Source organism: Hymenobacter sp. BT188 (genome assembly GCF_014333585.1).
In the GTDB taxonomy this organism is placed as follows: Bacteria; Bacteroidota; Bacteroidia; order Cytophagales; family Hymenobacteraceae; genus Hymenobacter.
In genome coordinates, this window is sequence record NZ_JACSCW010000004.1 from 85,538 (window position 1) to 107,287 (window position 21,750).

General features: G+C 57.3%; 14 protein-coding genes, 1 tRNA gene and 1 riboswitch. Of the genes, 5 read left to right on the plus strand and 10 right to left on the minus strand.

Annotation, left to right across the window (positions count from 1 at the left end; genetic code table 11):
* Window positions 1-8 precede the first annotated feature (8 nt).
* The 5 genes from H8B13_RS12035 to H8B13_RS12055 all read left to right on the plus strand — a co-directional run bounded on the left by H8B13_RS12035 (window position 9) and on the right by H8B13_RS12055 (window position 4,282).
* A complete protein-coding gene (locus H8B13_RS12035; protein WP_187311066.1) occupies window positions 9-1,112 on the plus strand; it encodes a glycosyltransferase in 1,104 nt (367 codons plus the stop codon).
* Between the two features lie 69 nt (window positions 1,113-1,181).
* Window positions 1,182-1,949 (plus strand): TatD family hydrolase, encoded by a 768-nt coding sequence (locus H8B13_RS12040; RefSeq protein WP_187311067.1) that lies wholly within the window; start codon window positions 1,182-1,184, stop codon window positions 1,947-1,949.
* 11 nt (window positions 1,950-1,960) lie between these two features.
* A complete protein-coding gene (locus H8B13_RS12045) occupies window positions 1,961-3,028 on the plus strand; it encodes a type I asparaginase (protein WP_261990346.1) in 1,068 nt (355 codons plus the stop codon).
* Window positions 3,029-3,111: 83 nt separating this feature from the next.
* Window positions 3,112-3,199, plus strand: a tRNA-Ser gene (locus H8B13_RS12050).
* 225 nt (window positions 3,200-3,424) lie between these two features.
* Window positions 3,425-4,282, plus strand: coding sequence for an alpha/beta hydrolase (locus H8B13_RS12055; RefSeq protein ID WP_187311068.1), 858 nt, complete (start codon window positions 3,425-3,427; stop codon window positions 4,280-4,282).
* 75 nt (window positions 4,283-4,357) lie between these two features.
* Here the strand turns inward: H8B13_RS12055 and H8B13_RS12060 are convergent, their stop codons facing one another.
* The 10 genes from H8B13_RS12060 to fucP form a co-directional block, all read right to left on the minus strand.
* Complete coding sequence (locus H8B13_RS12060; RefSeq protein WP_187311069.1) at window positions 4,358-7,051, minus strand: M14 family zinc carboxypeptidase; 2,694 nt, start codon at window positions 7,049-7,051, stop codon at window positions 4,358-4,360.
* Window positions 7,052-7,270: 219 nt separating this feature from the next.
* A complete protein-coding gene (locus H8B13_RS12065) occupies window positions 7,271-8,626 on the minus strand; it encodes a RagB/SusD family nutrient uptake outer membrane protein (protein WP_187311070.1) in 1,356 nt (451 codons plus the stop codon).
* 13 nt (window positions 8,627-8,639) lie between these two features.
* On the minus strand, window positions 8,640-11,678 hold the full coding sequence (locus tag H8B13_RS12070) for a SusC/RagA family TonB-linked outer membrane protein (RefSeq protein WP_187311071.1): 3,039 nt from the start codon (window positions 11,676-11,678) through the stop codon (window positions 8,640-8,642).
* Window positions 11,679-12,230: 552 nt separating this feature from the next.
* Window positions 12,231-12,322, minus strand: a riboswitch (SAM riboswitch).
* A 328-nt stretch (window positions 12,323-12,650) separates the two neighbouring features.
* Complete coding sequence (locus H8B13_RS12075) at window positions 12,651-14,411, minus strand: tetratricopeptide repeat protein (RefSeq protein ID WP_187311072.1); 1,761 nt, start codon at window positions 14,409-14,411, stop codon at window positions 12,651-12,653.
* 395 nt (window positions 14,412-14,806) lie between these two features.
* Window positions 14,807-16,975, minus strand: a complete 2,169-nt coding sequence (locus H8B13_RS21230; protein ID WP_261990347.1) for a sensor histidine kinase — start codon at window positions 16,973-16,975, stop codon at window positions 14,807-14,809.
* Window positions 16,976-17,158: 183 nt separating this feature from the next.
* Entirely contained in the window at window positions 17,159-17,947 is a 789-nt protein-coding gene (locus H8B13_RS12085; RefSeq protein WP_187311073.1) for an SDR family oxidoreductase, read from the minus strand.
* Between the two features lie 9 nt (window positions 17,948-17,956).
* Complete coding sequence (locus H8B13_RS12090) at window positions 17,957-18,787, minus strand: amidohydrolase family protein (protein WP_187311074.1); 831 nt, start codon at window positions 18,785-18,787, stop codon at window positions 17,957-17,959.
* Window positions 18,774-19,631, minus strand: a complete 858-nt coding sequence (locus H8B13_RS12095) for a fumarylacetoacetate hydrolase family protein (RefSeq protein ID WP_187311075.1) — start codon at window positions 19,629-19,631, stop codon at window positions 18,774-18,776. Before H8B13_RS12095 ends, H8B13_RS12090 begins: the two co-directional genes overlap by 14 nt.
* Window positions 19,632-19,664: 33 nt before the next feature.
* The gene (locus H8B13_RS12100) at window positions 19,665-20,429 is read right to left on the minus strand and encodes an SDR family NAD(P)-dependent oxidoreductase (RefSeq protein ID WP_187311076.1); all 765 of its coding nucleotides are present in this window, start codon (window positions 20,427-20,429) and stop codon (window positions 19,665-19,667) included.
* A 3-nt stretch (window positions 20,430-20,432) separates the two neighbouring features.
* The gene (gene fucP / locus H8B13_RS12105) at window positions 20,433-21,686 is read right to left on the minus strand and encodes an L-fucose:H+ symporter permease (protein ID WP_187311077.1); all 1,254 of its coding nucleotides are present in this window, start codon (window positions 21,684-21,686) and stop codon (window positions 20,433-20,435) included.
* Window positions 21,687-21,750: the final 64 nt, after the last annotated feature.

Below are 21,750 nucleotides of genomic sequence, written 5' to 3' on the forward strand. Positions count from 1 at the left end.
GGAAGAGAATGCTGGCGCTGCTCACAGGGTATTTCGTGGTTTGGTTTGGGGTGATGCTGGTTTCAACGCTGCTATTTGCGCTGCGAAAAGGCGCGAAGCCTGCACCCGTAGCGAAGCCACTGCCGCGCGTCAGTATTCTGATTGCCGCCCGCAACGAAGAGGCCGCCATTGGGCGCTGCCTGAGCGCTGTTCGGGCGCTGGATTACCCCGCTGAGTTAGTGGAAATACTGCTCGGCGACGATGGCTCCACAGATAAAACGCGCGCCCATGCCCAAGAAGTAATGCAGGGCTATGGGGGGCTTTTCCGCTGTATTTCTATCACTAATACGTTGGGTACAGCCCGCGGCAAAGCCAATGTGTTGGCTCACCTCGCCCGCGCCGCCACCACCGACTTTTTCTTTATTACCGATGCCGATATTGCCGTGCCTCGCACCTGGCTATCGGGTATGCTGGCGTATGCCCGGCCGGGTATCGGTACCGTTACGGGCCTCACCGTTGTGCGCGGCCCCCGACTTTTCGACCGGCTTCAGGGCTTGGATTGGCTGCTGTCGCTGAGCTTAGTGCAGGTAGTGACCGATCTGGGAAAGCCCGTAACGGCGATGGGCAACAACATGCTCGTGACCCGCGAAGCCTACGAAGCTACCGGCGGCTACGAAGCGCTGCCCTTCTCAGTAACCGAGGATTTTGAGCTGTTTAAGGCTGTCGTGAAGCGCGGCTTTGGCTTTTGTAATGTATTCCGACCCGAAGTTCTGGCTCATTCCCTGCCCATTGCCACACCTTTGGGCTTGCTCCACCAGCGTCGGCGTTGGCTGCGCGGCGTCGAGGCCCTGCCTTGGGGTTTGAAGCTATGCTTGCTCGTTTATGGTAATTTTTACCTGGGCGTGCTCACCCTGGCATGGGTTGCCGGACCCGGACCGGCGCTGGCTGTGCTGGGGGGTAAAATGCTGGCTCAGGGACTATTAGCTGCCATCGTTTTTCGGCGCGTGGGGCTGCGCGCGCCTTTAGAACTGCTGCCTGCGTTCGAGCTTTATACCGTTTGGCTTACGGTGAGTCTGATCGGGTTTCGGCTCTTGGGCCGGCGCTTCGACTGGAAAGGTCGTACGTATTCGTAAGCGTGCGCGGCCTGTGCTGCCACTCTCTTCCTGCGCCGTACATTTGCCGCACCACCCGTATTCCACCCCATGCACCTAACCGATTCGCACGCTCATATTTATTCCGAGCAGTTCAAAACCGACCGCGACGCCACCCTGCACCGTGCCTTCGAGGCCGGCGTTACCACCATCGTTATGCCCAATATCGACCACACCAGCGTCGATAGTATGCTCGAAACCGAGGCCCGCTTCCCCCGGCAATGCTTCGCCATGATGGGGCTGCACCCGTGTTCGGTGGGTAAGCACTTCGAGAAGGAGCTGTACCAGGTGGAAGATTGGCTGGGCAAGCGCCCATTTGCGGCGGTAGGGGAGTGCGGCCTCGATCTGCACTGGGACAAAACCTTCTTTGCCCAACAGCAGGAAGCGTTGCGCGTTCAGATTGGGCTGGCCAAAAAGTTTAAGCTGCCCCTCGTGCTGCACACCCGTGAGGCCTTTACCGAAACCGCCGACCTCATTGAAGAGGCCCAGGATGGCAGCCTGGGGGGCGTTTTTCACTGTTTTTCGGGTACCAAAGAAGAGGCAGAACGAGCCATTAAGCTAGGCTTTAAGCTGGGTATCGGCGGAGTTGCAACCTTTAAAAATGGCGGCTCCGACAAGGTCCTGCCCGATATGGCGTTAGAGCATCTGTTGCTCGAAACCGATTGCCCATATTTAGCACCAGTACCGCATCGCGGCAAGCGCAACGAGCCCGGCTACCTGCCCCTGATAGCCCGGCGCGTAGCCGAACTGCTGCAAAAAGACGTGGAAGAAGTGGCCGCCGCGACCACACGCAACGCACAGGCCCTGTTCAACTTATAGCCCCTTCCGCCTTGTTTCCTATCGTTGATATTCAGACGGCAGCCCACGATGGGCAGGTTAGCGCTTCCATTCTGGTGCTGTACACGGGCGGCACAGTGGGTATGGCCTACAATAAGCGCGGCGAGCTGGCACCCATGCGCTTTCGCCAAGTCAGTAAGCTGATGCCCGAGCTACGCCACCTGCGTATGCGCGTGTCGGTGCTGAGCCTGCCGCATCCCATCGACTCCTCGAACGTGACCGTGGCCGACTGGGCGCTCATGGCCACCATCATCGGCGACCTGTACGAGCAGTACGACGGCTTCGTGGTGCTGCACGGCACCGATACCATGGCCTATTCGGCCTCTGCACTAAGCTATTTGTTGGAAAATCTGGCGAAGCCTGTGGTGCTTACCGGCGCGCAGGTGCCCGTAGGCCGCATCCGAACAGATGCGCGCCGCAACTTCATCACCGCCCTCGACATTGCCGCCGCCCGCCACCCCGATGGCTCGGCCCGCGTGCCCGAAGTCAGCCTGTTCTTCAACACCTTATTGCTGCGCGGCACCCGGGCCAAAAAGGTGGAGAGTCAGCATTTTGCGGCCTTCAAAAGCGAAAATTTGCCCCCCCTGGTAAAAGCGGGCATCCACCTCGACTTCAACGATGCCATTATTCGCCCCCTGCCCACGGCGCCCCTGCACGTGCATACTCACCTCGACGAGAGCGTAGCCATTCTCAAGCTTTTCCCCGGCATAACTGAAAAGGTGGTGGGCGCAATTCTGGGTGTAGAGGGCCTGCGGGGCTGTATTCTCGAAACCTACGGCTCGGGCAACGCACCAACCCAGCCTTGGTTTCTGAGCTGCCTCGAAACCGCCCAGGCCCGCGGTATTCACGTCCTAAACGTGAGTCAGTGCGAAGAAGGCCGCGTAGAGCAGGGCCGCTACGAAACCAGCGCTTCGCTGCTGGCCCGCGGCGTATTGGGCGGCGACGACATTACCACCGAAGCCGCCATCACCAAACTCATGTTTGTATTGGGCCAGAAAAAAAGCCCCCCAGAAACCATCCGCTTGCTCACCAGCAACCTGCGCGGCGAAATTACGCTGTAACTCAATCTCTGCTGGGGGCTACTTCCGCTGCTAGCTTGCGTTTGCGGAAAAAGGGGCGTTACTTTGCCACCGCTTTCCCATCCAGAGAGGTGTCCGAGTGGTCGAAGGAGCACGCCTGGAAAGTGTGTATGGCTCAAAAGGTCATCGTGGGTTCGAATCCCATCCTCTCTGCTAAAAACCCCGTTTCTGCTTTAGAAACGGGGTTTTTGATTTTGAGGGGGAGCATTTTTCAGGAACAACTCAGCTGGTAGTACCGCACTTCTCGCCGAAGCAATCTACTTGCTGCACTTTGGCGTAAGCTTAGGGCCGCCAGAACAAAGTAGAGGCGCATACTTACACCTCTACTTTGTTCTGGTAATTCACCTGTCCCTGTTTTTCATCTTCTAAGTTAGCAGCATGCACCTCTTATCCTGGCCCAAAGTGAAGGCGATTTTCCTGCTCCTGCTGCTGAGCATTGTTTGCGGCCAGACGACCGTGGCGCAAGATCAGGCCGCGCCATTGACTATGGGGCAAACCTTCACGCTCACCTCCGCCGCCCTTGGGGAAACTCGCCGCATTAACGTATATCTGCCACCGGGCTACGCGGACTCAGCTACCCTCAGGCTGCCCGTTCTGTACATGCCCGATGGTGGCATGGAGGAGGACTTCCTGCACGTGGCCGGCCTTGTGCAGGTTGGCACTGGCAACAACACCATGCGGCCATTCATCGTGGTGGGCATCCAGAATACCGAGCGACGGCGGGATATGACTGGGCCCACCACCAACGCAAAAGACCGCAAAATTGCCCCCCGGATAGGTGGATCAGCGGCCTTCCGGAAATTTATTCGCTCGGAGCTGATGCCTGCCATCCAGCAGCGCTACCGCACCACTGCTGAAACGGCCATCGTAGGGGAGTCTCTGGCCGGCCTGTTTGTGGTGGAAACCCTGTTGCTGGAGCCCGATCTATTCGACACGTACGTGGCCTTTGACCCGAGTTTGTGGTGGAATAATGGGGCACTGATTACTCAGGCCGACAAGCTACTCCGGGCATACGCAGGGCCGACGAAGACACTCTATGTTGCCTTCAGCAGCGACACCGAAAAGGCCCCCACCACTCAGTGCTTCGCAACCATCCTGAAGAGTGCGGCCTGTCATAAACTTATCTACCAGTATCAGGCTATGCCGGAAGAAACGCATGCCACCATCTACCATCCAGCAGCATTGCGGGCTTTTCGCACGGTGTTCAAGCCCCGCAAAGCAGGCTCTACGAAGTAGCCATCATTAGACCGCATTTCTGTTCCAGTGAATATGATAAAGCGTTGTAAAACAGTCCGAAACCAGTTGGAAGCTCTATTCTTCCTCTGCTGATATAGTGGCCGGACCTTCGGGTAAATTCAGCAGCGGCCCCAGCAACAGGGCGTTGGTGAAGAGTCGGGCCGTCCCGTGCCAGTAGTGGCGGAAGTTAGGATCGTCGGCGAAGAGCACCACCCGACCGGCTCCTACTTTGCTTACCACAATAGCCGCCGAGTTGCTTATCTGCTGCAGGTTAGCCTTGGATATATAACCGCTAACCAAGGGCGCGGCCGTATACTGGGCCACGGTGGCGTAGGGGTTGCGGCTGGGACGTAGGAAGGTGGTGCCGTTGCGGAACACGTACAAGCGCCGGTCGGTGAGGCCGAAAGCTATGGGGTTGGTCAGGTCCACGTCGGTGCGATAGATGGAGCCAGCAATGGCGCGGGTGCCTTCGTGCTCCTGGTTCACAAAATCGGTGCGGCGCGAAGTCTGTGGGGAAGCGCTGGCGGTTTCTTTCGCCTTCTTTCCTTTGGTAGCAGGTGCCGTGCTGGCCGTGCGTGCAGCCGTGGTATCAGCCCAGCCACCATTGGCAGGAATCAGCAGCTTCTCCTTTACTATTCCTTGCTTGATGGCCCATTCAGAGGCATTTTTCAGCGTGATAAGCGTGCCGCCGTCCTGCACCCAGCGCCGGATTTTTTCGACCGTGGCTTTGTCCAGCGCCCCATAATTGCCCCCTACCAGCACCAAACTGGTATAGCGACCCAGCGGCGCGCGGCTCACATTGCTCACCTCTATCTTACTCAGCGGCAGCCCCAAGTGCTGGCTGGCTACAAACCATGCTTCGCCGACCTCTGAGGCCGTGGTGCCGGTGCCAACCAGCAGCGCGGCTTTGGTTTCCGGCACCGTGCGCACGTTGTTGGAACCCAGGTCAATACCACCCAGACTGAATCCAGTCGTTACGCTCGTAAACGTGACCTGAGCCTGTTTGCTTACCCGACTCAACACCTGAAATACCGAATCGGCCGGCAGCTTCTGGCCCGCCACTGGCACGACTACAGTGCCGTAGCCAAAGTCGGTGGGTTGCGAAGCGGAACCAGCGCGGAAGGGCTTAAAGGCAACCTTGGTTGTGACGCCGGCGTGCTGCAAAGCCACCAATGCTTTCGGGGCGTTGTAGTCGGTCCAGGGCAAGAGGTAAGCATAGCTGCTTTTGCCCCCCAGCACGTTGCCAGCCAGTGCTTTGGCGGTTGCAATGGGAGCACCCTGCACTAAGGAGGTGTTTTTCTGCTTGCTCACCGGCAGGCCATAGGCGTGGGCCTGGCTCCAGCCTGTTACGTCGTAGAATACACTGTCGTGAAAGGTGGTTAGCTCCTCAAACAATGAATTGACAATGCGGTACTGGGGCTGGGCGGTGGGCACTACATAGGTCTTTCCCTTCTCAAACGTCTGCTTATCAAGCGTCACCGTTTTTCCCAGCTCGTGCACCTGAATTTTGTGCTGCAAGAGTAAGTCCAGAAAACGGTTGGTGAGGGTTTCGTCTTTAGCACTCCCAAAGACATAGGCTTTGGTCGGAAACTTTTTGGCAGAGGTAAGCGCAGAAGCGAAAAAGTCGCGCTGATGGCGCAGATAGAGGTCTTTTTCCTCCACAGCCCCGCGCACAGTAGCCAGCCCGGTAGCCACGTGGTTGCGGATTGTAAACGAGAACGTAACCACGCCATTCGTTCCTTCCTGAGCCAGACCGCGCGAGCTACCTACCTCAAACGTCACGCCCACACCGCCCTGAAAATCGGGATAGGTGGAACCGTAAATGGGCGACAGGTTATCGAACTGCTCCTTGGTCCAATACAACGCGCCAAGCTTATCCAGAGCCTGAGCATGATACTTGGCCAGATGCACGTTCAGTACCTCGTAAGTGGCGCGCGGAATCAGATCATTTTCGGTGCTCAGGGGCTTGGTGGGCTCGAAGTAGTAGGTGCTATTAGTGCCCATTTCGTGGAAATCAATCATCACGTTGGGGTACCACTCGTGCAAAAACGCCATCCGGGCCCGACTTTCGGGCTGGGTCAGGGGCAGCCAATCACGGTTTAAGTCGGTATAGAAATGATTGGTGCGGCCACCCGGCCAGGCTTCGGTGTGCTCCCGGTCCAGCGGATCTGTCACCGGCGGCCACGACTTATTCTGGTCAAACCAGTGCGAGGCCCGGTCGCGGCCGTCGGGGTTTTCCAGCGGGTCGATGGTAATGACGGACTGCTCCAGCCACTGCTGGGTTTCTGGGCTGGTAGAGGCCGTGAGATAATACGCCGTGAGCAGTGCCGCTTCCGAGCTGGAACTCTCGTTGCCGTGCACCCCATAGTTAAGGCTGATAATCACCGGCAAACGTTTGTAGTCGGGCGCGGGTTGGCTGGGGTCAATCAGGGCGCGGCGCTGCTTCTGCAACTGGTCAAGGTTCTGTTGGTTGGCTACGGTCGTGATGGTGGCCACGACCTGGGGCCGCTCCTCAAACGTGTTGCCCAGCACCCGCAGACTCACCTTGTCTGATACCCGGTCCAACTCCCGCAGGTAGGCCACAATCTGGTCGGTGCGGGTGTAGTGCGAGCCGATAGGGTACCCCAGAAACTTCTCCGGCGTGGGGATGGCCGGATCGAAGGAGCCCGCTGGCGCTTCGGGGAAAAAGTAGCTGCTTTGGGCCGCAGCCGGCCTCGCCAGGGTTAAGCTCAGCGTGAGCAGCGCCGCCGAAAAGTATGTTTTGATCATGGATGTGTAAGTTGGAAGAAGATGCGGGTGCGGATGAATAGCATACCTAGATGAATAATTTATATAGAAAGAACGTCATGCAGCGCAACGCGAAGCAGCTCGCCAGCGGTAGTAAGAGTAGTAATCCAACGTCAGCACGCGAGATGCTTCGCGTTGCGCTGCATGACGGTCTTTTTGATTGCGTATGATGGCCTTTCTCTTAACTAGTGCATTACTGGATTAATACCCCGGGTTTTGCTCCAGAGCGGGGTCGGCTACTAAGTCGTTGAAAGGCAAAGGGAATAGCCACCGGCGCTGGTCATTGACGCCGAGCACGGTGCCGGCGCGGCCAGTGCGCACGAGGTCAAACCACCGGTCGGCTTCGAAGGCAAACTCCACGCGTCGCTCATTTTCAATGGCTAACAGCAATTGCTCAGTGGTAGCGGCGGTGCTGGCTGGCACGCCGGCGCGGGCACGGACGGCGTTCAGGTCAGCCAAGGACTGCGTCAATTTGCCTTGGCGGGCGCGAGCTTCGGCCCGAATGAGGTACTGCTCGGCCAAACGCAGCACGTAGCTAGGGTCGTCGCGCTGGGCGGAGCGGCTGTACAGGTTGCCGTAGGTTACGTTGGCCCCGGCAATGGTAGTTGTAGCCAGCAGCGCCGATCGATTGCCCCCCACGGTCGGGTCGTTGAGCAAGGCAATAGCAGCAGGCACGGGCTGGAAGTTAAATTGCCCCCCAAGCGCGCTCGGAAACCAGTTGTTCCACATCGTATTCGCATCGGAGTTGCTGAACGTCAACTCCAGCACCGATTCCCGACTTAAAAATGGCGCCGTCGATATAGACCGATATGGGGTCACCAAGCTGTAGTTGGCGTTGGTAATAACCTGCGTGGCATAGGTTTCAGCCTCGGCATACTGCTGGCGGTAGAGGTGCAAACGGGCACGCAGGGCGCGGGCGGTGGTTTTGACGGCGCGGTTGCGCGTGGTGCCGTCAGGTAGTAAGGTTTCGGCTTCAACCAAGTCAGCAAGCACCTGGTCGTACGTCTGCGCCACGGTGCTGCGGCCTATGCCTTGGCCGTTTTCCTTGGTGCGCGTGGGCGTCAGAATTAGCGGTACGCCACCCCAACCCCGAGCCAAATCAAAATAAACCAGTGCCCGCAGAAAATGCGCTTCGCCGAGCAATTGATTTTTCTCCGCCGCCGGCAGCAGTGGGTCATTCACCTCGGGCACCGCCGCCAGAAGATTGTTGGCAACGTTCACGGCCTGATACATCTGCGTCCAGGCTTCGGTAATCAGTACATTATCGGCGCTGAGCTGGTTTTGATCAATCTGCAAAAACTGGTTGAGCGTGCCGTTGAAGCGCACGTTTTCGCCGGGCAAAAAGCCCAGTACGGGCCAGTTGAGCTGATAATACGCCTGCACCCGATCGTAGGCACCAATAGTGGCGGCGCGGGCGCTGCCGGCGTCAGTGATGGCTTGGTCGGCGGGTAATTGCTGTACCGGCTGGGGCTCCAGCAAGTCGTTGCAAGCGGAGAAGCTAAGGCTAACGGCCGCAACTTGCGTCGCAAATAAGAGGCGATATAGGGTCTGTTTCATGTCGAATAAAAGCTTATAGTCCAACCGTTAGGCCCACTTGGAAAGTGCGGGGCTGGGGCACGGTGGCCCAGTCGAAATTTTTGGTGTTGGCTACGCCGCCCTGAGAGTTTACCTCCGGATCGAGGCCCGAGTAAGGCGTGATGGTGAACAGGTTAGCGGCCTGAACGTAGAGGCGCAGCGAGTTCAAACGGGTTTTGGAAACGACTTCTTTCGGCACAGTGTAGCCCAGCGACAGGGTACGCAGGCGTAAGAAAGAGCCATCTTCGAGGTAACGGTCACTCAGGTTCTGGACCACGCCGCCGTAGTTGTTGCTGGCGGCGTTGGTGGTGAGGCGCGGGATGTCAGTCTGGTCGCCGGGCTGCTGCCAGCGGTCGAGTTGGTTGGCCAAGTAGCCGATGTTGCTCTGGGTACCGCCGTGCACGAGGAAGAAGCGGTTCATGTTCATGATTTTTGCCCCCCGCTCGAAGTTCAGCGTAAAGCCCAGATCAAAGCCTTTGTAATTCACCGAGTTGGTAAGGCCCCCGAAGAAGTCGGGCCAGGCGGTGCCGACCAGTTGGCGGTCGGCCACGGTGATGGCGCCGTCGCCGTTCACGTCTTCGTACTCAGCGTCGCCGCTTTCGGGGTTCACACGGGTTTGCTTGTAGAGCCAGAACGAGTACAGAGACTCACCTTCTTCCAGCCGGAAAATATCGCGCGAACCGGCTGTAATCGGAGCAGCCAGCTTCTCCACTTTATTCACGTTGCGGGCGATATTGAAGGTCGTACTCCACTGCACCGCCGACTTAGGCAGCCAGTTGGCGGTGATTTGCAGCTCTACGCCCTTGTTGCTGACCGCCCCGTAGTTTTCAACCACCGACGAGAAGCCGATTTTGCGCGGCACGGGTACGTTTAGCAGCAGACCGGAAGTGTATTTGTCGTAATAATTCAGCTCTAGCACCACACGGTTTTGCAGCACGGCTGCATCAAGGCCCACATTCCATTGCTCGGTACTTTCCCAACTCAAATTGGGATTAGCGAGCTGCAAAGGTGTTGTGCCGGGCAAATCGAGGTAGTTGGCACCGCCCTGCACCAGGCCCAGGGAAGCAAAGTCACTGATGCCGGCTTGGTTGCCGGTGCGACCCACGCTGGCGCGTAGCTTCAGTTCCTCAAATACGTTCAGGTCTTTGATAAAGCTTTCTTCGCCTAAGCGCCAGCCTAGCCCTACAGCTGGGAAATAGCCCCAGCGGTTGTCGGCGCCGAAGCGCGAGGAGGCGTCGGCGCGTATGCTAACGTCGGCGGTGTAGCGCTCTTTAAAGGAGTAGGTTGCTTTGCCAAAAAAGGATACCAAGCCAGCTTGCGAGCGAGCCGACGAGCCAGTTTGGGTGGCCGAAGAGGCAATCGTGGGCAGGTCGTTGCCAGGGAACTGCTGGCCGGCTAGGGTTGTGCGCTGGAAGGTGTTACGCTGGAGCGTATTGCCCACTAGCGCCTGTATGAAGTGGTTTTCGCCAAGGTTAACCGAGTAGTTCAGTGTCTGCTCGTTCAGCAGCGTAATGTCACGGGAAAGGAAAGACGAGGCGGTGCCGCGGGGCTGACCAGCCAGTATAAGCGTGTTGTTGAAGTTGTTTTCGTACATGTCGTTGAAGTCGATGCTCCAACTGCTGCGTAGCGTCAGGTTTGGCTGAATGCGGTACTCGCCGTACACGTTCGAGATGACGCGGGTGCCAACCGCGTCGTTATCCAAGTTGTCGATTAGCGCCTGATGATTATCGAAGGAACCGTACTTGGCGTAGCTGCCATCGGGGTTATATACTGGCAAATTGGTGCGCGGAAACAAAGCCGAGTTGATGACACCAACGGGGTTGTTGTCGTTGCTGCTCACGTTGCGCTGAGTGCGGGTAAGTGCCGTGCTAGTGCCAATGCGCACCTTGTCACTCACGGAGTTATCCAGGTTCACGCGCAGGCTGAAGCGGTTGAACTTGCTGGGCCGCGCGATGGATTCCTGATCGAAATAGCCCGCGCCGATATAGAATTGGGTTTTGTCGGAGCCGCCGGCGGCCGATACTTCGTAGCTCTGGGTGCGGGCGGTGCGAAACACGTCAGACAGCCGGTCGTAGGTCTGTTGCTCTTCTGGCAACCCACGGCCACCTTCTGATACCGGCCGATATGGTAGCAGCGACGGACTGCCGCCGTCGTTCAGGAACCGCTCATTTTCGAGGGTCGCCAGCTCCGGGCCGCTTACTAGTTTGTACTTTTTGGGCGCTTCCGACCACGCCTGGTAAGTATCTAAAGTGATACGCGTTTTTTCGCCGGCCTTGCCACGTTTCGTGCGGATAAGCACGACCCCATTTGCCCCCCGCGAGCCGTAAATGGCCGTGGCGTTGGCATCTTTCAGAATCTCGATGCTCTCGATATCCTGGGGGTTGATGTCGGCCAGCGGGTTAGAAGACACTTGGTTACCGAGGCCGGTGGCAATGAGGTTCGTGTTGTTAATAAACACGCCGTCAACCACGTAGAGCGGGTCGTTGCTGGCATTCACGGAGTTGCTGCCCCGCACCCGGATAAAAATACCCCCGCCCGGCACGCCGGAGTTGGCCGATACCTGCACGCCGGCAGCTTTGCCCTGCAAAAGTTGGTCGGGGCTGGCGGCGGGTACATCTTTGAGCGCATCACCCTTTACGGAGGAAATAGCGCTGGTCAGAGACTTACGGTTTTGCTCGCTGTAGCCTGTTATCACCACCTCCGAGAGCTGTTGCACGTCGGACTTCAACGCCACGCGCAGGTCACCGCCCGTAGTTCGGATTTCCTGCCGGACGTAGCCGATGGCGGTGATAACCAGCGTGGCGCCATCGGCGGGGATGGGTAGCGAAAATTGCCCCCCAGGGTCGGTGGAGGCGCCCGTGGTCGTGCCTTTGATGATGACCGTCACGCCCGGCAGCGGACTTCGGTCGGCAGCATCGGTGATAATACCGTTCACGGTTTGAGCCGCTGGTTGGGCGGCCGTAGTTTGCGCAAATCCTGTAGTAGCGCCCGCTAGCAAAACAGCTGGCAAGGCCAGAATAGTAGTGGTTTTCATGAGAAAGTAATAGAAAATAAGGGTTGAAGAAACCCATCTGGCCAGCCCCAATTTACCCCCCAGCCGACCTGTAACGCCTAGTGGCATACAGATTCTGGAGAAGCAAGGCGAGGGGTGTTAACAGCTTGCTTTTTGCCCCCGACGCGCCAAAAAGAAGCTTTAGCGGCGCGTGCTTTCTTCCTCGCGGCCCAACTTGTGCACAGAAGGGCTCAGCACTGCTGCGGAAGTGACAGTAGCCGAAGAAGATTGGGGTGGGACTGGCCTAAGACCGTGAACCGACGTGCAAGGACGTTCGGGGCGGCATGGGCAGGCGGGCGTGGGCTGAAGGCGCTACCGAAGGGTTACAGATGGGCGAGGCTGCCTTGCGGCGCAACGCTACCTTTCCCGGCAGTGGATTAGCAGAAAAAACGAAGTCTTTCCGACGCCTTAGCAGGCCACACCGGCCATCTGCATACAGACGGCACAACAACACATAATACAACACCGATGCTGTAAAGCGAAGCGGGTGATAGATGCAGCGGGGGTACTGGGGGAGCTTTTCACGGCAATTTGTTTTTATATGGTCAGGACTTGGCACCGTTCCAGGGTTACTGGGGGTTGCCGGCGTTTCGTCGAGCCTGTCTCTCCACGCCTCTGTATAAAAACAATCCTTTTAGTGGGAAAGAATTGATACTGTAAAGGTAAAGACGCGTTTTTTAGAAACGCAAATTTTATTCTGCGCCAACGCTTCGATACGTTATTAAACTAAAAGCTGCGCTATCCTCAAAACTTTGATTACATGCATCAATGGCAATATTTGCCCCTCAGATACGCATGAATTCCGCCATTGTATTTAGCTAAAAAAAACGATTATGTCCATGTATTATCCTGCCTGCTGCCATTCGGGTTGCTTGAAAAACTCCTCAATTGATATTTTATAATACAGTCTCCCCAAGGCGAAACTCCTGTTTTCAATCAGCTATTTTTCTGCAATCAATACTCGATTCCCGAGTTACTTTTGCCCCCCAGACGTAGTGCAGCACTTGTATTTTTGCTGGGTGATGGCTGGCTGTCTAAGAACCGTCTTACTTCTGTGAGCTCGGGTCTGGTGGCGCTTGCAGAGGCCACGGAAAGCAATTGTTGATAATAGCTGCGGGCCTTGCCCATATTGCCAGCCCGCTCGGCCGCAAGCCCGGCGTTATAGAGCCCATTAAACCGGTTGGGGTGTTTCTGCAAATTGGCCTCGTACGCCGCTAACGCCTCCTCTGGGCGGTTCATCGCTAAAAGCATATCTCCCAGCAACTCACGGGCTGGCAGCACTTCGCTGGGCGTGACGGGGTGTTTCTCTGTGCTGTCTTCCAGTGCTGCGGCGCGCCTCATTAGCGCCTCCGCCTCCTCTTGTTTGCCTTCCTGCCACCGCATCCACGCCTCGCCCATCGTCAGTTGAACATGCACTTGCTGGGCTTTGTACGCGTCTTTCTGCTGTGTCAGGATGTTTTCCAGCCGTTGCAAGGCATTCCATTCTACTTGAGCGGCTGCCTTGTTATTGGTATGCACGGCACCCAGCAACCGGGTGAAGTGAAGGATGGCCCGCTGCCAGGGAAACTGCTCCCACGGAACAAGTGCGCCGGGTACCTCAAACACTGCTGCCTGCTGCCATTGCCGGTTTTCCAGCACATATCGGGCAGGAATAGCCGCATACGCATAGGCCACTTTAAAGGAAGTAGGCTCGACGGCGGTGATGGTCTGCAGATAGGTCCATTGCTGCTTGGCGCGCAGATTGTCGCCCTGCTGCAGATAGGCATACATAAGGTAATCCAGGCCGTGCAGTTCTTCGTCCCAATGACCTTTTAGGCCCGCTTGCTCGGCATAGCACTGGGCAGCAGCCACAGAGCCGAGATTTGAAGCTACCGCTTCATTCCAGAGCCCCAGGCGGGTAAAAATATGCGAGGGCATGTGCAAGGCATGGGCTGAAGACGGCGCTACCGACGCATATTTGCGCGCCGAGGGCAAGGCCAGCGGCGCTAGCGCCGGCACATCGTAGGCATGAATGAGGTAATGAATAATACCCGGATGATTGGGGTATTTCGGAGCCAGCGCCGTGAGCAAGGCGCCGGCCTTTTTAAGCTGGCCAAACGTTTTATCGGCCGGGTCAGCAGCGGCCGTCAGGGCCAGGGCATATAGAATGGTAGCTTCCGGATCGTCGGGGTACCGGGCGGCCAGCTTTTCCATGGCTTGGGCAAAGCGCAGGCACCGCGGCCGGTGGCCAACCGTCGCCCAATCATGGTAAAAGGTGGCTAAAGCGGCGATATACGCCGCTTCCTTCGCCGAGGAAGGCGGCAGGGCTTGCGCGATGGCTAGGGCGTTGGCGCCCTTCCGTAGTTCAGCCTCGGAGGGAGGTGTCCAGAGCGGATGAAACGTGCTCATGGCCACGCCCCAATAAGCCATCGGGCAGGTTGGCTGCTCGCTAATGATAGAGGCAAAGACTTTCTCCGCTTCCTCATACTCAAAAGAATGCAGCAGCTTTAGACCTAGGGAAAAATCGGCTTGGGTTTCGGTGCGGCAGGCAATGGGAAAGGTCAGGGAGCCGAACTGCTGGTTCGGTGGGCCGCAGGTAATGAGCTGGCCGGACCGAAGATTCAGCTCGTTCAACGCCTGGCGCGAGGGCGCAGCTTTCTTCTCCTGGCACGAGCAGCAGAGCAGAAAAAGCACTAGGCCTGGGACCAACAGGGACTGACGCCAATAGGTTGCCATGTGCTGCTCCGGTGTTAAGGTGGACTAAGTAAGCCTTACATCTGCACTGTTTGTAGCCTTTGGATACTAGGCCCTGCCTGCGGATTGACTAAGGGTGAAAATACACAAATCCTTTGCAGGATATGGTAGATATCGATTTTGTGCACATTTGCAAACCCGCCAACGACTGGCCAGCGTTGATGGCGCGGCAGTTAGAGTAAAAGCCCCCCACGGGTAGAACTGCCGTTCGTGGGGGGCTTTTTTAGCTTGAGGAAGCTCACTGATTTGTGCCGCCTTGCTTTCGCTGCCATCTCTAAGCGGCTTCGCTAGCTAGTGGGCTGGCGACAGGATGAACGTCCTGCTTATCAGAAAGGCAAACCAAAGCTTAATCATATTCCTTGTCCCCGCTCCATTATCTACACAGGCAGGCTGATGCAAAATGTACTGCCCGAACCCTCGCGGCTCTCGACGGTGAGCGTGCCGCCGTGGCCTTGGGTGATAATTTCGTAGGAAAGAGAAAGGCCCAGGCCGGTGCCTTCGCCCGCGGGCTTGGTGGTAAAAAAGGGCTGAAATATCTTTTCCTTCACGCTCTCAGGTATGCCAGTGCCGTTATCCTGCACCTGTATTTTTACTTGGTTGCCCGTATGGCAGGTCCTGATGCCTACTGTAGGTATGTAGCCAGCTTCGCCTTGCTGCTGGCGCTGGCGCACGGCATAAAAGGCGTTGGTCAGCAGGTTGAGCAGCACCCGTCCCAGGTCCGAACCTACGGCGGTTATCAGGGGCAAATCGGGGGAAAAGTTCGTGTCTAGCGTAGCGTTGAAGGTTTTGTCCTTGGCCCTCAAGCCTTGATATGCTAAGTGCAGATATTCCTCGCACAGCGCGTTCACATCGGTGGGCTGACGCTCGCCGGTGCTGGCGCGGGCGTGCTCCAGCATGCCCCGTACAATGCTGGCCGCTCGCTGCCCGTGCTGCGTAATCTTGACCTGGTTTTCGCCTAAGTTGCTTAACAACTCAGATAAGGCCCCTTTTTGGGGAACTGGGTAAGTGGAATTGGCCACCACTTCCTGGGCTTCGTGACACAGCTCGGTGCTCACGTCGGCAAAGTTGGTGACGAAGTTGAGCGGGTTCTGAATCTCGTGAGCAATGCCGGCGGTCAACTCTCCCAGGCTGGCCATTTTCTCTCGCTGCACCAGTTGCGCTTGCGTGGTGCGCAATTCCGTGAGGGAGCGTTGCAAAGCGGCCGTGCGCTGCTGTACCTGCTGCTCCAGTGTCTCATTTTGCTGGGCCAGCAGCGCTTGCTTCTCTTGCTCCTGGGCCAGGGTTTGCGCCGACAGTTGCTTTACCTCGTTCAGCTTGAGTTGCAGCAACTGGCTATCCAAAGCAAACTCGCGGGCCAGAAACAAGGAGATGCCCAGCGCCGGCGGCAGGTAGATCAGCGGAAAAAAAAAGTTTTCCAGGACCATGGAGAATTCCACCTTTGCCACAATCAGACTGGCAAATAATAGCGCAAACATCAGCCCGATGGCAAAGCCCGTCGCGATGATCCAGGCGCCGCGCTGCCGCTGCTGCAGTGCCCGCACCGTCAGGCGTAGCTGCTCCGCCGTGGCCAGGACCACAAACGTTAAGTAAGTGAGAAAGCTGACCGAGGAGAATAAGTTGAATTGATGAAACAGCAATAACACGATTAAGCAGCCCCACAAGCCGAAGTAGATCCAGCCTAAGCGAAAGTTGAACAAGGCATATAATGCCCGGGCCGCCCACATACTACCGAGGAAAAAGAGGGTGAAAGTGACGCTGCTCAACACCAGGGCCGGAATCAGCGACAAACGCAGGGTGCTGCCATAATAAACTCCTAGCGAGGCCAAAGTCAGAGACAGAGCGTAGCGCGCGAAGTAACGGTTGGCAAGCTGGGCGGGGTTGTAGTGAAAGAAAGCAAAGTGCAGGAGCATAAGTAGCCCAAAAATGCCCCCCACGACATAAAAAATAGTTCGGTTTACCTCCTGCTCCGCATACCACGCCATCATTTGCGACACCGTCCGCAATCGTACCCGAAGCAGGGAATTTTCGTCGGCACCTAACTGAAACGGGGGCGTCCACACCACCATCCGGATGGCAATCACCTGTTCGGCCGAGCCGGCATCTATCGGCATCTCTACCGGGTTAGGGTTGATGACTCCGGGCGTGGCCTGGCTGGGAACGGGGTGAAGCGTGCCCTGGCGCTGCACGAGCCGACCATTGCAGTACATCTCCATTGCTCCCAATTGGCCAACCTGCACCATCAGCGCCCGCTGGCGTAGGCTGTCGCTGAGGCGAAAGCGTAGGCGCAGCCAGTTGATGCCGTTCTGCAAGCGAGGGGCCAGCTCCCGCTGGGGTCTAGTAGGACTGATCGTATCCCAACGGCTGTCATCGAAATCAGGCTTGGCCCAGGCCGGATCATCGCCCACGTGGTAGCGCCAGCCCTTGTCGAGCAACAGCCCCTTCGTTGGCAAGCTATTGATCACCAATACGGTGTCGGTGGTCTGGGGCGCGGCTCTGGCCGCGGCGGGAAGCATCCACAGGAAGGTGAGCAGCAACAAGTAGCGCATAGGAGCAGTCGTCACACCCCACGAGCCGCCTCTGGTGAGTGGGATTAATCCTAGTGAAAATACTAACTTAGAATAGCAAGCTACTAATAAACGCGGATCGAGCCAGCAGAATTTTCGGTACCCGGAAGGAGTCCTTCGCCAGCTAATTTGCCCCCAGGCATGCAGCGTATTTGTCAGGTGGAATCAGGCGTTGGCCAGCGCCCGGTCGAGGTGCACGTAGCCGCCATCGACGTGCAGAATCTGGCCCGTAGTGTGGCTGCTACGGCGGGAGAGCAGGAAGGCGGTTGTGTTGGCAATTTCTTCGGCCGTAGTCATGCGGTTTTCCAGCGGAATCTTGCTGGTGATTTCGCGCAACTTTTCCGCCGGATTGGGCAGCGTCTGAATCCAACTTTCGTACTGCGGCGTCCAGCATTCCGCCACTACTACGGCGTTTACGCGAATGCCGTATTTGAGCATTTCCACGGCCCATTCGCGGGTAAGGGCGTTGCGACCGCCATTGGCGGCGGCGTAAGCGGAGGTGTTGCCTTGCCCGGTTTCGGCCGTTTTCGAGCTGATATTCACAATCGCGCCTTTCGTCTTTTTTAGCTCCGGCAAAGCATGATGGGCCATCAGGTAGTAATGCACCAAGTTGCGGTGCAGACTCTGCATGAACCCTTCGTAGGTGCCGTTTTCCAGCCCTACGCCATCATTTACGCCAGCGTTATTCACCAGCCCATCAATTCGTCCGAAGTGTGCCACGACGGCCTGTACGGCTTTTTCGCAGTCTGTGGGTTCCGTCAATTCGGCCGCTACCTGCCAGGATTTGCCCCCCGCCGCCAAAATTTCCGCAACCATCTGACGATTGTCTTCCTCGTTGCGCCCCACGATGACGGGAATGGCACCTTCGTCGGCTAGCACCTGCGCGATGCCCGCGCCAATGCCCTTTGCGCCGCCGGTAACCAGGATAATCTTATCAGCCAGGTACAAGTCCATGAGGTAGGGTTAGAGGTTGTAAAAGGAAACCGCGTTGTCGCCCCAAAACCGGGCTTGCTCCGTGGGTGAGAAGGCAGCCAGATAATCATCCAGCAGGCTTACCGTGCGACTGTAGCCACCCGCCACTTCGCACACCGGCCAGTCCGAGCCAAACAAAACGCGCTTCGGCCCGAAAGCGTCAAAAACTACATCGAGATAAGGCCGAAAATCAATCGGTTGCCACCGCTGCCAGTCGGCCTCGGTCAGCAAACCTGAGACTTTGCACACCACATTTTCGTGGGCGGCCAGCATCTGCAAATCTCGCCGCCACGGCTCAGTTTCACCAGATTTTATGCCCGGCTTGGCTATATGATCGAGCACGAAAGTTTGCTTCGGGAAAGCTCCGGCCAATTCGGCGGCATACAGTAGCTGATCGGAGAGGATGAGTAAGTCGTAGGTGAAGCCGTACTGGCCCAAAGCCGCAATGCCGCGCCGGAATTCCGGCCGTAGCATTAGTGCCTGATCAGCCTCGCCCTGAAGTATGTGCCGAAAGCCTTTAAGCTTCGCAAACTGGCGGTAGTAAGCCAAGCGTTCGTGGATGTTGTTGGCCCGCAAATCTACCCAGCCAACCACGCCCTTGATGAAGTCATGCTCGGCCGCCAGTGCTAGCAGAAAATCCGTTTCCGCTTCCGACTGCGCGGCCTGCACTGCCACGCAGCCGTCGAAGCCGTGGCGCTGGAATAGGGAATGCGACTCGGGGGGCAAAAAATCGCGCCGAAGCTGGGCCATCTCGTCGGTAATCCAGGCATCGCGCGCGGGCTCAAAGTGCCAGAAATGCTGGTGAGCGTCAATTCTGGCCATAGGCTTTCAGCACTTGGCGCGAACTTCCCAGGCCGTCGATGCCCAGCTCTACCACGTCGCCGGGCTTCAGGTACACCGGCGGATTGAACCCCAGCCCCACACCGGCCGGCGTGCCGGTAGAGATGATGTCGCCGGGCAGCAGGGTCATAAACCGGCTGACGTAGCTGATCAAAAATGGGATGTTAAAAATGAGATTGGCCGTGGTGCCGTCCTGCATCATCTGCCCGTTCACCGACAACCACAGCCGCAGATTATTCACGTCGCCTAGTTCGTCGGGCGTCGCCATAAAAGGGCCCACGGGCGCGAAGGTGTCGCAGCCCTTGCCCTTGTCCCAGGTGCCACTGCGCTCCAACTGAAACTCCCGCTCCGACACGTCATTATGCAGAGCATACCCCGCGATGTAGTCGGCCGCGTCGGCTTCTTCCACGTAGGACGCTCGCTTGCCGATAACCACCGCCAGCTCCACTTCCCAGTCGGTTTTGGTGGAGTTTCTGGGGATGATAATATCGTCATAAGGCCCTGTATACGAGGTGGTGGCCTTCATAAACAGCACCGGCTCGGGAGGGGGAGTGGCACCGGTCTCGCGGGCATGGTCTATATAATTCAAGCCAATGCACAGCAGCTTGGAAGGGCGCGCCACAGGTGGGCCGAGCCGCTCCGTATCTGCAATGGGTGCCAACTGGCCTTCTTTCTTTTGCAAAAATTCGGCTAAACGCTGGAGGCCATTGTTGACAAAAAAGGCTTCGTTGTAATCTTCGCCGAAAGCCGAGACGTCAACCTTCTGATCGTGGAGAATGACGCCGGGCTTTTCCTGGCCTGGGGCACCGTAGCGGATTAGTTTCATAGGGGCGCTGGGGGGCTGTTTTAAGCTTGGTAATTAACTATTTAACGTGATAAAACCGCCGTCGATGGGGTAGTCGCAGCCGGTGATGAAACCGGCTTCCGTTGAGCATAGGTACAAAGCCAAGGCGGCCACTTCGGCGGGCTCGCCCATGCGGCCAATGGGCTGGCTTTGCGAAAGTTTAGCGAATATCTCCGCCTCTTGGCCAGCGTAGTTTTGGGCAATGAAGCCATCGACGAAGGGCGTGTGCACTCGGGCGGGCGAGATACTGTTGCAGCGGATATTGCTGGAAAGGTAGTCGCGGGCTACGGAAAGCGTCATGGCAAAAATGGCCCCCTTGCTCATGGAATACGCAAAGCGGTCAGTGAGGCCTACGTGGGCGGCAATGGACGCCATGTTCACGATGACACCTCCACCTTGCGCTTTCATCAGGGGCACGGCGGCAAACAGGCAGTTGTAAGCGCCCTTCACGTTTACCTGGTACACGCGGTCAAAATCCGTTTCGGAGGTATTTCCCACGTTGCCCACGTGCGCAATGCCGGCATTATTAACCAGAATATCGACGCGGCCGATGCGCTGGAAAATGTCAACAATCTGCGCCTGCTGACTGACATTGGCCCCGTAAGCGTGGGCTTGGCCGCCGCTGGCTTGTATTTGCTGAGTCGTTTGTTGGCCGGCTGCTTCGTCGCGGTCGAGGATGTGCACTTCGGCCCCTTGGCGCGCAAACAGCAGCGAAATGGCTTGGCCAATACCGCTGCCACCGCCCGTAACGACGGCATGTTTTCCGGTTAAATCGAACATAGATTAATGGGCTGTAACGAGCTGTACGTGCTTGACGCGCGCATTTTTGAGCGCAAAATAAAAGACCACCAGAAAGCAAAAGGCGGGCACCAGATAAGCCGTCTGAATGGTGCTCATATCCGACACCCGACCCATGAGCACGGGGAATACTGCGCCGCCTACGATGGCCATGATCACCAGCGAGGAGCCTTCCTTGGTTTTGCCCCCCAGGCCGCGAATGCTCAGCGAGAAAATAGTAGGGAACATGATCGACATGAAAAATTCAACTCCCATAAGAGCGTACACCGAGAATTTGCCCGGCAGAATGACGGCCAGCAACACCAGGAAAAAGTTGAGCAAACTATACACCGCCAGCAGGCGCGGCGCCGGAATATAGCGCATCAGAAAGGTGCCCATAAAGCGCCCGATCATAAAGCCCAGCAGCGCCGCCGCCAAATACTGAGCCGCCGCCTTCTCCCCGATACCAGCCACCTGCTGGGAAAACCGGATGAAAAAGCTGCTCACGCACACCTGCGCGCCGATGTAGAAAAATTGCGCCAATACCCCCAGGAGTAAGTTTTTCTCCCGCAGCAGGGGGTGGCTGGCTTCTGCTCCGCGGTCTTCCTCCACGATGTCGGGCAGGCGGGTGAAGTAGAGGAGCAGGGCCACCAGCAGCACTACGCCGCCGATGAGCAGGTAGGGCACCTGCACCGTGGCCGCTTCGGCATTCAGGTAGGCATCCAGCTGCCCGCCCGACATACTGGCTTCTTCCGCGGCGGAAAGCGTGTTGCCCGATAAGATGAACATGCCCCCCAGAAAAGGCGCCAGCGTAGCCGCCAGGCCGTTAAACGACTGCGCGAAGTTGAGGCGCTGGGTGGCGCTTTCCTCGTCGCCGAGCACGGTGATATACGGGTTGGCGGCCGTTTCCAGGAACGTTAGTCCGCAGGCAATTACAAACAGAGCCACCAGGAAAAAGGGGTAGGAGCGGGCCGCCGCCGCGGGATAAAACAGAAAAGCCCCCCCGGCAAACAGCAGCAGTCCCAGCAGGATACCACCCTTGTAACCAAAGCGTTTCATAAACTGCCCGGCAGGAATGGCCAGCAGAAAATACGCGATGTAAGACGCCGAATCAATCAGGGCCGACTGGGCATCCGTGAGCTGGCAGGCTTTCTTGAGGTGCGGAATTAGAATGGGGTTCAGATGAAGAGCAAAGCCCCACAGAAAGAACAGCGACGTAATCAGACCAACAGCGAACAGACTCTTGCGGGCAGTAGTCATGGAGTGGGCTTTGAATGGAGAAGAATACAGGTTCAGGTTGTGATAAATGGCGATTTAATCAATT

Bases quoted from the DNA above. Each gene is read 5' to 3' on its own strand.
- H8B13_RS12100 (WP_187311076.1), bottom strand. From the start codon at position 20,429: ATGTTCGATTTAACCGGAAAACATGCCGTCGTTACGGGCGGTGGCAGC.
- H8B13_RS12035 (WP_187311066.1), top strand. From the start codon at position 9: ATGCTGGCGCTGCTCACAGGGTATTTCGTGGTTTGGTTTGGGGTGATG.
- H8B13_RS12055 (WP_187311068.1), top strand. From the start codon at position 3,425: ATGCACCTCTTATCCTGGCCCAAAGTGAAGGCGATTTTCCTGCTCCTG.
- H8B13_RS12070 (WP_187311071.1), bottom strand. From the start codon at position 11,678: ATGAAAACCACTACTATTCTGGCCTTGCCAGCTGTTTTGCTAGCGGGC.
- H8B13_RS12090 (WP_187311074.1), bottom strand. From the start codon at position 18,787: ATGGCCAGAATTGACGCTCACCAGCATTTCTGGCACTTTGAGCCCGCG.
- H8B13_RS12040 (WP_187311067.1), top strand. From the start codon at position 1,182: ATGCACCTAACCGATTCGCACGCTCATATTTATTCCGAGCAGTTCAAA.
- H8B13_RS12060 (WP_187311069.1), bottom strand. From the start codon at position 7,051: ATGATCAAAACATACTTTTCGGCGGCGCTGCTCACGCTGAGCTTAACC.
- fucP (WP_187311077.1), bottom strand. From the start codon at position 21,686: ATGACTACTGCCCGCAAGAGTCTGTTCGCTGTTGGTCTGATTACGTCG.
- H8B13_RS12065 (WP_187311070.1), bottom strand. From the start codon at position 8,626: ATGAAACAGACCCTATATCGCCTCTTATTTGCGACGCAAGTTGCGGCC.
- H8B13_RS12075 (WP_187311072.1), bottom strand. From the start codon at position 14,411: ATGGCAACCTATTGGCGTCAGTCCCTGTTGGTCCCAGGCCTAGTGCTT.
- H8B13_RS21230 (WP_261990347.1), bottom strand. From the start codon at position 16,975: ATGCGCTACTTGTTGCTGCTCACCTTCCTGTGGATGCTTCCCGCCGCG.
- H8B13_RS12095 (WP_187311075.1), bottom strand. From the start codon at position 19,631: ATGAAACTAATCCGCTACGGTGCCCCAGGCCAGGAAAAGCCCGGCGTC.
- H8B13_RS12085 (WP_187311073.1), bottom strand. From the start codon at position 17,947: ATGGACTTGTACCTGGCTGATAAGATTATCCTGGTTACCGGCGGCGCA.